The sequence below is a fragment of the Tenacibaculum sp. E3R01 genome (assembly GCF_003318185.1).
Lineage (GTDB): Bacteria > Bacteroidota > Bacteroidia > Flavobacteriales > Flavobacteriaceae > Polaribacter > Polaribacter halocynthiae.
Genome location: NZ_QOCC01000025.1, coordinates 22,662 through 35,238, shown reverse-complemented (window position 1 = coordinate 35,238; position 12,577 = coordinate 22,662). Strand labels below are relative to the sequence as shown.

The window sequence follows — 12,577 nt, the reverse complement described above, 5'->3', positions numbered from 1 at the left end:
ATTTAAAATAATAATGTTTTAAAAAAAAGTATTTTCGCACCTTCAATAATTCAAAAACAATTGTAAAATGAAGAAAAACTACTTTTTTTTATTGCTTTGCGTATTCTCCTTTCTAACTATTTCAGGTCAAACTAATTTGGTTCCCAATGGAAACATGGAAAGTTGGGATGCTTCTGATTCTAATCCTACAGAGTGGTTTAGATTTAGTAATGGAAAATGGAAAAAAAGCTCAGATGCTCAAAATAAAACTGCTAGTTTAGAGCTAGAAATTACTACTGGGCAAACTCAAAATTTTATCTTTTCTCCAAATATTCCATTTGTTAAGGATACTAAGTACATAGGTACCTTTTATTATAAGTTAGTTTCAGGTACTTTTAGTAAAGTAAATTTTAACTTGGTGCACAAACCAGGAAGTTTCCCTGAAAACTTATCTACTAAAGAGTTTACAAATTTCCCTACTGATAAATGGACAAAAGGAGAATTTGAGTTTACTGCAACAACTAGTGAAAACATACAAGTATATATCAAAACTTATGGAGATGTAGGTTCAAAAATACTTATTGACAATGTTTCTGTTTTCGATGCAAATTCAATTGTAATTATACCAGATGTTAATTTTAAAAAGGCTTTGCTTAATCATTCTCAAAAAATAGATACGAATAACGATGGAGAAATTCAATTTTCAGAAGCTAACTCTTTTGGTCCTTACCTTAGTACTAGCTCATATGGAAAAGCAGATGATGAAAAAATTAAAGATTTAACTGGTATTGAGTATTTTACTAAAATTACTGGATTAAATTGTTCAGGAAATAAAATTTCTAATATAAACTTAACAAATAACAAGGAATTATACGAAATAAAATTAAGCTCAAATAATATCACAAACATTGATATTTCTAAAAACTTAAACCTTGTACATTTAAGTTGTAATTATAATCAGATAAGTCAAATAGATGTTTCAAAAAACACAAACTTAAAACGTTTAGATTTTACGTCAAATAAACTTACTCAATTAGATATAAAAAACAATAAGTTATTAGAAATTTTAAATTGTAATAATAACATGTTACTTGGATTAGATTTAATTAACAATAAAAAGTTAACTGAATTGAATTGCAATAAAAACAAATTAACAACTCTTAATTTATCTTCTTTTGATAATTTAAAAAAATTAGATTGCGACTATAATTCCATAACAGATTTAAATATTTCTAACAGTGATCAATTAACAAATATTAACTGTATCTATAATAAGTTATCAAACTTGGATGTTACCACCTGTACTTCTTTAAATGAATTAATTTTTTATAATAATTCAATCACAAGTATTGATTTAACAAACAATATCAAATTAACGAAACTTTCTTGTTATAATAATCAAATTACTGAATTAAATGTATCAAAAAATATTAACTTATTAGAACTAGGAGCTTCAGGAAATTCTATTTTGAGTTTAGATGTATCAAAAAACACAAAACTAAAAAAGTTATATTGTAGTAGTAATAAACTAACCAATATAGATGTGTCAAAAAACCCTGATTTAACTATTCTAAATTGTGATCATAATAAATTAAACAATTTAGATTTAACAAATAATACTTCTCTTATACAAGTACGTTGTGCTTGGAATCAAATTAAAAGTTTAAACTTATCTAATAGTCCTGATTTAACACATTTATCTTCTAGTTATAATGAACTTACAGAGTTAAACATAAAAAATGGAGCTAATGAAAAGTTATATTTAATGGAAGCAGCTACTAATAAACTATTATGTATTCAAGTTGACAATCCTTTAAATGCAAATAGTAATAGTAAATGGAGTAAAGACCATTATGCAACCTATAGTGAAAATTGTTCAAATTTATCTACAGAAGTAATTAATATTCCTGATTCAAATTTCAAGAAATATTTGCTAAATAGTACTATAATTAATGGAAATGGAGATGATGAAATACAATTACTAGAAGCTAAAAGTTATCCTGGTAGTATATATATTAATAATTCGCATAGTAATATTTCTGAAAAAATCAAGGACTTAACTGGTATTGAGGCTTTTGAAAAAATGACTAGTTTAGATTGTAGTTATAATTTACTAACGGCATTAGATCTTTCAAAGAACACAAAATTAACTTTTTTATCTTGTAAGGATAATAATTTAAAAGAATTAAATATCCAAAACGGTAACAATGCTTCTTTATCTAATCTAGATACTAAATACAATAGTAGTTTAACTTGTATTCAAGTTGACTCAAAAAGTGAAGCTGAAGCTAAAACTAATTGGGAAAAAGATAATATTGCTATATACAGTGAAAATTGTGGTGCTACAGCAAGCATTGATAAACTATTTACAAATCAATTAAACATTTACCCAAACCCGGTAATAAATAGCTTAAAAATTACAACTCAGAACAATCAGATAATTAAAAAAATTAGTATTTTTAATACTTTAGGTAAAAAGGTTCTTCAAACATCAAAATTAAATATAAATACAACTTCATTAAATCAAGGCTTATATTTAATAAAAATTGAAAGCACAGATAATAAAATTGCTTTAAAAAAATTCATTAAACAGTAATTTTATAAAAAACTTGACAAGGGTATCTAAATTAGATACCCTTTTTTTATTATACCTATTTTAGAATTTTTACTTTTGTTGCTTCAACACAACAGATAAAAATGAACTTAACACAATTAAATGCTATATCTCCTATTGATGGTAGATATCGTAACAAAGTAGCTGATTTAGCAAATTATTTTTCAGAAGAAGCTTTAATAAAATACAGAGTTAAAGTAGAAATTGAGTATTTTATTGCTTTATGTGAAATTCCTTTACCTCAATTAGCTGACTTTAATAAAGATTTGTATCCTGATTTACGTGAAATTTACACTAATTTTTCTAGTGAAGATGCTCAAAAGATAAAAGATATTGAAAGTGTTACGAATCATGATGTAAAAGCTGTTGAGTATTTTATTAAAGAAAAATTTGACAACTTAGATCTTCAAAAATTCAAAGAATTTATTCATTTTGGATTAACGTCTCAAGATATTAATAATACTGCTATTCCATTATCTATAAAAGATGCTATGGAAGAAGTATATTATCCTTCATTAGACACTTTAGTTTGTAAATTAGCTGATTTATCTGAAGAATGGGAAAACGTTCCTATGTTAGCTCGTACGCATGGTCAACCAGCTTCTCCTACTCGTTTAGGAAAAGAGTTTTTTGTTTTTGTTGAGCGTGTTAATAATCAAGTTATACATATACAACACACTCCACATGCTGCTAAATTTGGTGGTGCAACTGGTAATTTTAATGCTCACAAAGTTGCCTACCCTAATATAGATTGGAAAAACTTTGGAACTAACTTTGTAGAAGAAATTCTTGGCTTACACCATTCATTTCCTACCACACAAATAGAGCATTATGATCATATGGCTGCTTTATATGACGGTTTAAAACGTGTTAACACAATTTTAATTGATTTAGATCGTGATATTTGGACCTATGTTTCTAATGATTATTTCAAACAAAAAATTAAAAAAGGCGAAGTAGGTTCTTCTGCTATGCCACATAAAGTAAACCCTATTGATTTTGAAAATTCTGAAGGTAATTTAGGAATAGCTAATGCTATTTTCGAACACTTAGCAGCAAAATTACCAGTGTCTCGTTTACAACGTGACTTAACTGATAGTACTGTTTTACGTAATGTAGGAGTTCCATTTGGGCACACTTTAATTGGTTTTGCTTCTACTTTAAAAGGATTAAACAAATTACTTTTAAATGCTGATAAATTTGCTGAAGATTTAGAAAATAATTGGGCTGTTGTTGCTGAAGCTATTCAAACTATTTTACGTCGTGAAGCATACCCAAATCCTTATGAAGCTTTAAAAGGATTAACACGTACCAATGAAAAAATTACGCAAAAATCAATAGCTAATTTCATTGATACATTAGAAGTATCTTCTGAAATAAAAGAAGAATTAAAAGTAATAACACCTTCAAATTATACTGGAATATAATTTTATGAAATTAATGAAAACAACATTATCACTATTTTCTTTACTCTTAATATTTTTTTCATGTTCTACTGAAAAAAAAGGAGACCCTACTCGTTTTAAACAAGGAGTTTTTGAAATTCCTGCAGGAGAATCTTATGGAAAAACTATCATTACTAGAAAAGATAGCTTACAAATAGAACAGTATACTAAAAAAACAAGTATTTCATCTGATAGTTTAGTTACTCTAAAAGAAGAGAAACATACTGATACGTTGTTCATTAAATGGAAAAATAATTTTGCATATACTTTGCAAATGAAGAACCCAAAAACAGATTTAGATAAAGATCCTATATTTGTACAAATAACTAAAGTTACCGATAATTCGTATGACTTTACAGCTAGAATTGGGTATTCAAAATTTAAACAAAAAGGAACCGTTTATAAAGTAAATTAAAACTATGGAAATATTTTTACAAGCAGATACTTGGGGGGCATTAGTTACCTTAACTTTTTTAGAAATTGTACTTGGTATTGATAATATTATATTTATATCAATAGCAGCAAACAAACTTCCAGAAAATGAACAAAAAAAAGCAACCAATATAGGTTTGTTTTTAGCCATGGTACTTCGTATAGTTCTTTTATTCGGAATTTCATTATTAATAGCAATGAATTCTCCTCTTTTTAATGTAGATCTTTCTTGGTTTAAAGCAGGTGTAACAGGACAAAGTTTGATTTTGTTTGCTGGTGGTTTATTCTTATTATACAAAAGTACTAAAGAAATTCACCATAAAGTTGAAGGGCTTGATGAACATAGTGTTGATCAAAAACCTAAAAAGAAATACACAATAAGCCAAGCAATAGTTCAAATTACATTAATTAATATAGTTTTTTCATTTGACTCTATTTTAACAGCTGTAGGTATGACAAATGGTGTTGAAGGAGCAATGATTATTATGGTAGTATCTGTTATTCTATCTATGATTATTATGATGTTGTTTGCGAATCCAGTTGGTAAGTTTGTAAACAAACACCCTACAATTCAAATGTTAGGTTTATCTTTTTTAATACTAATTGGTTTTATGTTAATTGCTGAGGCTGCACATTTATCTCATGCTAAACTATTTGGTGAAGAAATGGGAATAGTACCTAAAGGGTATTTATACTTCGCAATTACATTCTCTTTAGTTGTTGAAATGCTTAATATGCGAATGAGAAGGAAAAAAACCTCTAAATAATATAATACTTAAAAAAACTGATATTAAAATATCAGTTTTTTTATTTTTACTACCTTTGCTCAAATGTTTAGATTTAAAAAGCATATTATATTTCTAAGTTTACTTGTATTACTACTACCATCAGTAATACAATGTATTCATGCTTTCGAAAATCATGAGCATATTATTTGTTCGTCAATAGATGAACATCACTTTCATGAACAAGAAATAGATTGTTCTATATTACATTTTCAAGTTGGTGTTACTACTTATGAGTCCCCATTTGATTATCAAATAATATCAGAAGAAATCTATAATCCGCAGTTTAACCAACCATTAACTGTAACACTACACAACACTAATAAAAAAACTCCTAGAGGCCCTCCTTTCGTAATTTAATTTAGTATACTATATAAATTACAAATAAATCTTAAATGAAATCAAAAAGTATTCTTTTGATTATTTTGCTTTTATTATGCTCGGCATTAGCAAATAGTCAAAATTGCGAACATACATTTTCTGGTTTGGTAGAAGATTTTCATGATAAATCGCCTATAGTTGGAGCTACTGTTTTTATAAAAAACCAAAACAAGTATGCAACTACTGATATTGAAGGAAAATTTACTATTAAAAATGTTTGTTCAGGTAAAATAATTATTCAAACTTCTCACGTTGCGTGTGAGCCACTAATTTTAGAACTAAATATAACCAAAGATATTTATAAGGTTATTGATTTAGAACACCATGTTGAAGAATTAAATGAAGTTAATATAAAAGGAAACGTAAGTTTAAAAACTAAAACAGCTCAAGAAACTTTAATTAAAACTAAAACTCTTGAAAATTTTAGTGATGCTAGTTTAGGTGATGCTATAAAAAATGTTTCTGGTGTATCATCAATAAACACAGGAAATACCATTGTTAAACCCGTTATTAATGGTTTGCACAGTAGTAGGATATTAATTTCTTATAACAATGTTAGACTTCAAGATCAAGAATGGGGTATTGAACATGCTCCAAATATTGATGTAAATGCTGCTCAATCAATTTCTGTAATAAAAGGAGCTAACGCTCTTCAATATGGAGGAGATGCTATTGGTGGAGTTGTTATAGTTAATCCTGCTACAAATAGTAGAAAAGATACTTTATATGGTAAAAGTATATTTTCTCAACAAAGTAATGGTAGGTTATTTTCCGTAACAAGTAGTTTACATAAAAACTATTCTTCAGGTTGGTATATCAATGGGCAGGCTTCTTATAAAAGAGCTGGTGATTTTGAAGCTTCAAATTATAACCTAACAAATACAGGTATAAATTCAAAAGCTTTTACAATTGGCACTGGATATAAGAGATTTGAAAAAGGTTTTGAATTATTTTATAGTCGTTTATCTAATAGAATTGCAATTTTAAGTGCTTCTCATAATGGTGGGGTAACTGATTTAGTAAATGCTATAAATAGTGACATTCCTTTGATTATTAAAGATTTTAGTTATGATATTAACAATCCTAAACAAGAAGTTACGCATCAATTATTAAAAGCTAAAGTTTATAAACGATTCAAAGGATTTGGTAAACTTTCTCTTCAATATGATTATCAAGTAAATAATAGACTTGAATTTGATAAAAGAAGGGGTGATAAAAAAGAGCTTCAAGCTGTTGACTTAGCATTAAAAACGCATACAGTTAGAGCAGATTTAAATCTTGATGCTTCTGCTGGTTATACTCACAAATTTGGTGTTAGTGGAGGATTTCAAAATAATTTCCCTGATCCAATAACAGAAGTAAGAAGACTTATTCCTGATTATGATAAATATAATTTAGGTATCTATGCTATAAGTAGTTTTAAGTCTGAAAAAGCGATAATAACTGGAGGGGTTAGATATGATCTAGAGCACATTAACGCTCAAAAGTTTTATCAAAAATCAAGATGGCAATCTTTAAATTATCAAAACGATTTTAGTAATATCATTATTGATAATGACGTAAAAGGATCTCAATTATTAACAAATCCAGTATTTACATATCATAATATTTCAGCCTCACTAGGTTTAACCTATACCATTGATGAGGAGAATTCTTTTATAGTAAATTACGGGCTGTCAAATAGAGCTCCAAATGCATCAGAATTATTTAGTGATGGCTTACACCATTCAGCTGCTAGAATTGAATTAGGTGATTTACGCTTAAAGTCAGAAACATCAAATAGAATATCAACTTCTTACAGGTTTAATAATGATAAATTCAATATTACATTTGAAGGATTTTATAATTTTATTTCAGATTTTATTTATATAGAGCCTTCGGGCGTTGAAACTACACTAAGAGGTGCTTTTCCTGTTTGGTCATACAAACAGACTAAAGCTCATTTATTTGGTGTTGATACAAATTTACAATATGAGGTTAATGAAGATTTTTTACTAACAAGTAAATTATCATTTTTAAAAGGACGTGATATAACAAACAAAAGACCTTTGATTGATATTCCTCCTTTTAAAACCACTACTACCTTACTTTTTAAGAAAGAAAATTGGAAAAACTTTTTTGCTTCTCTTGAAAGTGAGTTTAATGCTAAACAAAACGAATTTCCTAACAATAATTTTCAAGCTTTTATAGCTCCGTTAAATCGTTATGAATTAGTTGATGTTAGCACACCTCCCTCTGCATATCATCTTTTAAATTTTTCTTCAGGTTTTGAGTTTAAAATGTCTAAAACAAAAGTAAACATAAACTTTTCAGTAGATAATTTACTTAATAAATCTTATAGAAACTATTTAAATAGGTTACGATATTTTGCTGATGACTTAGGGAGGAATTTTAAAATTCAATTAAAAATTAATTATTAAAAAACAAAACATTATGAAACATATTAAATTATTAGCTGTATTATTTATCTCTGCATTTACAATAACATCTTGTTCGGACGATGAAGTACCTACGCCAGTTAATGAAGAAGAAGTAATTACAACAATGACTATAGTACTTACACCTAGTGCAGGAGGAAATGCTGTAACTATTCAAAGTAAAGATTTAGATGGTGATGGACCAAACGCTCCTGTTATCACTGGTGGAACTCTTGCTGCAAATACAACATATAATGCTGATATTACATTATTAAATGAAACTGAAAGTCCTGCAGAAGATATCACTAAAGAGGTTGCAGAAGAAGCTGATGAACATCAATTTTTTTATAGCACTTCAGGAGGTTTAAATAGTACATTTACGTACGCAGGAACAAATGATGCTAATGGTAATCCTGTAGGTATTAAGTTTACGGTTGCTACTGGAGCTGCTGGAACTGGAAATTATACAGTGATTTTAAGACATGAACCTAATAAAACAGCTACTGGTGTAAAAGGTGGTGATATTACCAATGCAGGTGGAGAAACTGATATTGAAGTAGTTTTCCCTATAACTATACAATAATACTTATAAATTAAGCTACTAATACAAATATACACGGGCTCTATTTTTTATAGAGCTCGTTTTTTTATGTAAAATATTATTTAATTTAAAAAAATACATCCAAAATCTTCCACTATAAATATTTGATTAAACAATATTTCGTATGTAGTAACTGGTATATCAATAAAAGCAAATTGATTTGTTGTCTGATTACCTTCTTTATTAACTAATTTTATTCTAACTGTTTCTGTTTTCATGACTTAATCTTTACGGTTATATACTGCAAATTAGTAAGTAAATTTGATGAAATAACTCTTGGTCGGTTCAAACCTAAACAACTATCTTTCAATGAACAATATCTATAGATAAACTGTAAAATGATTGTATAAAAAAACCCACTCAATAAATTGAGTGGGAAAATTGCTATGAAAAAGAAAGTCTAAGGACGTCTCCTAAGACGTGTGCAATATAACACTTTTTTTAAAACTAGCAAAAAATATCTAAAAAATATCTAAATATATTAATACGCATCAACATCAATAATAAAACGAATTGGCCTGAAATCTTTTACTGCTTCAAATGTGTTTTTAATTTTTTGTAATTGTTCTTTAGTTTTACCTAATGATTGTTTTGGTGGTATTTTAATAACTAAATTTTTTATGTATTGATTTCGAACACGTGATACAGATGGCTCAGTAGGTCCTAAAACATTTTCTTTAAAAATATTTTGTAAAGCTCTAGCTAGCCAATGTATCCCAGTATCAACTTTTGTATAATCTTTATGTTTTAATGTAATTTTAATTAGTCTATAATAAGGTGGGTAATTGTACTGCCAACGATCTTGCAATTGTTCTTTATACATTTCTGTATAATTTGTAGTAGAAACTTGTTGTAAAATTTGATGATATGGATTATACGTTTGAATAGCCACATTACCTTGTTTTTTTGAACGCCCTGCCCTACCCGATACTTGAACCATCAATTGAAAAGCTCTCTCATGTGCTCTAAAATCTGGAAAATTCAACATTGAATCTGCATTTAAAATTCCAACAAGTGATACATTTTCAAAGTCTAATCCTTTGGAAAGCATTTGAGTTCCTACTAATATATCTATTTCTTGAGCCTCAAATGCTCCTATAATTTTTTGATATCCATACTTTCCACGAGTAGTGTCTAAATCCATTCTACCAATGGTATGGTTTGGAAATAATTCTTTTAACTCTAACTCTATTTGTTCAGTACCAAAACCTTTTGTATCAAGAGTTGTACTTCCACAAGCACCACAATTATTTGGCATAGAACGTTGATAATGACAATAATGACACTTTAATTCTTTTCTATATTTATGATATGTTAAACTAACATCACAATTAGGACACTGCGGTGAATTTCCACAAGTAGTACACTCAACAACAGGAGAAAATCCTCTCCTGTTTTGAAATAAAATAACCTGTTCTTTTTCATTTAATGCTTCCTCTATCATTTCTAATAAACGATCTGAGAAATGCCCTTTCATTACTTTCTTTTTGAACTTTTCTTTAATATCAATTAATTCTATTTTGGGTAATTGAATATTTCCAAAACGTCTATGTAAAGCAACCAATCCGTATTTATTTTGGGTTGCATTAAAATAACTTTCAATAGAAGGTGTTGCTGAACCTAATACTATTTTTGCTTTATGCTGATATGCTAAAACTACTGCTGCATCCCTTGCATTATATCTTGGTGAAGGTTCAAATTGTTTATACGAACTTTCATGTTCTTCATCTACAATAATTAACCCTAAATTTGAAAAAGGTAAGAAAATTGACGACCTAGCTCCTAAAATTATTTGTGCTTTTGATTTATTGTTTAAAACATTATTCCAAACCTCAACTCGTTCATTCATTGAATACTTAGAATGAAATACAGAAATTTGAGAACCAAAATAATTTTGTAATCTAACAATTATTTGAGTTGTTAAGGCTATTTCTGGTAATAAGAATAAAACTTGTTTGCCTAAAGCTAAAACTTCCTTTATGAGTTTTACATATATTTCTGTTTTACCTGAACCAGTAACTCCTTGTAATAAAGTAACTTCATGCTTTTCAAAAGATTTTTTAATTTCTTTATAAGCCTGTTCTTGAAACTCATTTAATTCTTTTATTTCGTTTGTTGTTCCATCAAAACTAATCCTATCAGTTTTAATATGATAAAATTCAAATATCTCTTTATCTACTAATGTTTTTAAAATAGAAGTTGATACGTTTGATTTCTCTTCTAATTCTTTAGTTTTTATAGGTTTTTTGGAACTAGATAACTGAAAATAATGTAAAACAGCTTCGCGTTGTTTTTTTGCTCTAGAAAGCTGTTCTAATAAATTTTGAAGACCTTCATTCGTTGTATACTTAGGTAATAAACGTACATATTTAACTAGTTTAGGTTTATATGTTTCATAAATTTCCTCTTTTATAGTAACAGCATTTTTTTCCAGTAACTCATTAATTATTGGTAAAATTGTTTTTTTACCTAAAATATCACTTACTTGATGAATAGTTAACTGAGAATGGTGCTGTAAAGCTTCAAAAATTAAAAAAGAATCGTCTCCTAAAGTTACATCTTCAGTAAAAGAATCATTTTTATAAATTATAGTCTCACTCTCCAATAAAAACGCAGAAGGTAAAGCAGCCCTATATACATCTCCTAATGAACACAAGTAATATGATGATATCCATTCCCAATGATTTAATTGATGTTCATTAACAACAGGGTATTCATCTAGTATTTGATGAATATCTTTAGCTTCATATAAAACTGGAGCTATTTGATGTATTTTAAATACAATTGCAGTATAAATTTTTGATTTCCCAAAAGAAACTGCAACACGCATTCCTTTTTGTAAAAAACTTGCTTCAGCCTCAGTTACCGAGTATGTAAAAGTTTTTTTTAGAGGTATGGGTAATATGACGTCTATAAAATAAATAGAAAAGCTCTTTTAATGTTATATCAAAACTACACAAATTTCACTACATTGTAAACAGAATTTTTAAGGAATTATGAACGCTAAAGAATGGAAATCTAAGGGAGAATTTATCTCGATTAATGGTAAAACTATTTTTGTTGTTGATACCAGAGGAAGTAAAGAAGTTTTAGTCATTTTACATGGATATCCTACCTCATCATTTGATTATTACAAAGTACTCCCCTATTTATCTGAAAAGTATAGAGTTATTATTCATGATCATTTAGGCTTTGGTTACTCTGAAAAGCCATTAAATTACTCATATTCTTTAATTGAACAAGCTGATATTGCTATTCAATTATGGAAATTTCTCAAAATAACTCAAGTAACTGTACTTGCACATGATTATGGAACAAGCATAGCTACTGAGATTATTGCTCGCCATAATCAAAATCAGCTTTCTCTTAATATTAAAGAGTTAATTCTTTGCAACGGTAGCATGCATATTGAACTAGCCAAGCTAAGAACTATTCAAAAATTGTTAAAAAATAAATACACTGGTAAATGGGTAGCTAAAATTGCTACTCAAACAATTTTTAATAGGAATATTAAAAATATATATTTTGATAGTTCTAAAGTCTCTAAAAATGAACTAAACGACATGTGGTTTTTACTTGAACACAATGGTGGCCGAAAGGTTATTCATTTATTAAGTAATTATATTAATGAACGTTATTATTTTTGGCATAGATGGATTGGTGCCTTAAAAGATACTAGTATATTAACAAAAATAGTATGGCCAACTCATGATCCTATTGCTGTAAAAGCAATTGCTGATCAACTTCATCAAGAAATTCCCAATAATAATTTATTCTGGTTAAAAAACTCTGGACATTTCCCTATGCTTGAATCTCCAAAAGAATGGAGTAATTTAATATTAAAGTAATTTACAAACTAAACTAAAACACTCATTTACAGTGTTATTTTCATAATTTTAGTTAAAACCTGTTAACTTTATATT

General features: G+C 27.8%; 10 protein-coding genes. 8 read left to right on the top strand and 2 right to left on the bottom strand.

Annotated features, from left to right (window positions below; genetic code table 11):
• Positions 1 to 67: 67 nt before the first annotated feature.
• The 7 genes from DS884_RS12750 to DS884_RS12720 all read left to right on the top strand — a co-directional run bounded on the left by DS884_RS12750 (position 68) and on the right by DS884_RS12720 (position 8,636).
• The gene (locus DS884_RS12750; RefSeq protein WP_113787005.1) at positions 68 to 2,575 is read left to right on the top strand and encodes a T9SS type A sorting domain-containing protein; all 2,508 of its coding nucleotides are present in this window, start codon (positions 68 to 70) and stop codon (positions 2,573 to 2,575) included.
• Positions 2,576 to 2,676: 101 nt separating this feature from the next.
• Positions 2,677 to 4,020 carry an adenylosuccinate lyase gene (gene purB, locus DS884_RS12745; protein ID WP_113787004.1) on the top strand — a complete coding sequence of 448 codons (1,344 nt, stop codon included), beginning with the start codon at positions 2,677 to 2,679 and terminating at the stop codon, positions 4,018 to 4,020.
• A 13-nt stretch (positions 4,021 to 4,033) separates the two neighbouring features.
• Complete coding sequence (locus DS884_RS12740) at positions 4,034 to 4,453, top strand: hypothetical protein (protein WP_093870991.1); 420 nt, start codon at positions 4,034 to 4,036, stop codon at positions 4,451 to 4,453.
• 4 nt (positions 4,454 to 4,457) lie between these two features.
• Positions 4,458 to 5,237: a TerC family protein gene (locus tag DS884_RS12735; RefSeq protein ID WP_093870990.1), complete on the top strand. Its 780-nt coding sequence runs from the start codon at positions 4,458 to 4,460 to the stop codon at positions 5,235 to 5,237.
• A 63-nt stretch (positions 5,238 to 5,300) separates the two neighbouring features.
• Positions 5,301 to 5,615, top strand: coding sequence for a hypothetical protein (locus DS884_RS12730; RefSeq protein ID WP_093870989.1), 315 nt, complete (start codon positions 5,301 to 5,303; stop codon positions 5,613 to 5,615).
• A 35-nt stretch (positions 5,616 to 5,650) separates the two neighbouring features.
• The gene (locus DS884_RS12725) at positions 5,651 to 8,056 is read left to right on the top strand and encodes a TonB-dependent receptor (protein ID WP_113787003.1); all 2,406 of its coding nucleotides are present in this window, start codon (positions 5,651 to 5,653) and stop codon (positions 8,054 to 8,056) included.
• A gap of 13 nt (positions 8,057 to 8,069) precedes the next feature.
• Complete coding sequence (locus DS884_RS12720; RefSeq protein WP_113787002.1) at positions 8,070 to 8,636, top strand: type 1 periplasmic binding fold superfamily protein; 567 nt, start codon at positions 8,070 to 8,072, stop codon at positions 8,634 to 8,636.
• An 80-nt stretch (positions 8,637 to 8,716) separates the two neighbouring features.
• Here the strand turns inward: DS884_RS12720 and DS884_RS18460 are convergent, their stop codons facing one another.
• Together DS884_RS18460 and priA are read right to left on the bottom strand one after the other, a co-directional pair.
• Entirely contained in the window at positions 8,717 to 8,872 is a 156-nt protein-coding gene (locus DS884_RS18460; RefSeq protein WP_158530841.1) for a hypothetical protein, read from the bottom strand.
• Between the two features lie 263 nt (positions 8,873 to 9,135).
• Entirely contained in the window at positions 9,136 to 11,559 is a 2,424-nt protein-coding gene (priA, locus tag DS884_RS12715; protein ID WP_233487165.1) for a primosomal protein N', read from the bottom strand.
• Positions 11,560 to 11,650: 91 nt separating this feature from the next.
• Between priA and DS884_RS12710 the strand changes: the two genes are divergently transcribed.
• Positions 11,651 to 12,502 (top strand): alpha/beta fold hydrolase, encoded by an 852-nt coding sequence (locus DS884_RS12710; protein ID WP_093870985.1) that lies wholly within the window; start codon positions 11,651 to 11,653, stop codon positions 12,500 to 12,502.
• The last annotated feature ends 75 nt before the right edge of the window (positions 12,503 to 12,577 follow it).

What these genes read in the sequence shown, in the direction of transcription:
- DS884_RS12710 (WP_093870985.1), top strand. Translation starts at nt 11,651, where the DNA reads ATGAACGCTAAAGAATGGAAATCTAAGGGAGAATTTATCTCGATTAAT.
- DS884_RS12750 (WP_113787005.1), top strand. Translation starts at nt 68, where the DNA reads ATGAAGAAAAACTACTTTTTTTTATTGCTTTGCGTATTCTCCTTTCTA.
- DS884_RS12725 (WP_113787003.1), top strand. Translation starts at nt 5,651, where the DNA reads ATGAAATCAAAAAGTATTCTTTTGATTATTTTGCTTTTATTATGCTCG.
- DS884_RS18460 (WP_158530841.1), bottom strand. Translation starts at nt 8,872, where the DNA reads ATGAAAACAGAAACAGTTAGAATAAAATTAGTTAATAAAGAAGGTAAT.
- DS884_RS12740 (WP_093870991.1), top strand. Translation starts at nt 4,034, where the DNA reads ATGAAAACAACATTATCACTATTTTCTTTACTCTTAATATTTTTTTCA.
- DS884_RS12720 (WP_113787002.1), top strand. Translation starts at nt 8,070, where the DNA reads ATGAAACATATTAAATTATTAGCTGTATTATTTATCTCTGCATTTACA.
- purB (WP_113787004.1), top strand. Translation starts at nt 2,677, where the DNA reads ATGAACTTAACACAATTAAATGCTATATCTCCTATTGATGGTAGATAT.
- DS884_RS12735 (WP_093870990.1), top strand. Translation starts at nt 4,458, where the DNA reads ATGGAAATATTTTTACAAGCAGATACTTGGGGGGCATTAGTTACCTTA.
- DS884_RS12730 (WP_093870989.1), top strand. Translation starts at nt 5,301, where the DNA reads ATGTTTAGATTTAAAAAGCATATTATATTTCTAAGTTTACTTGTATTA.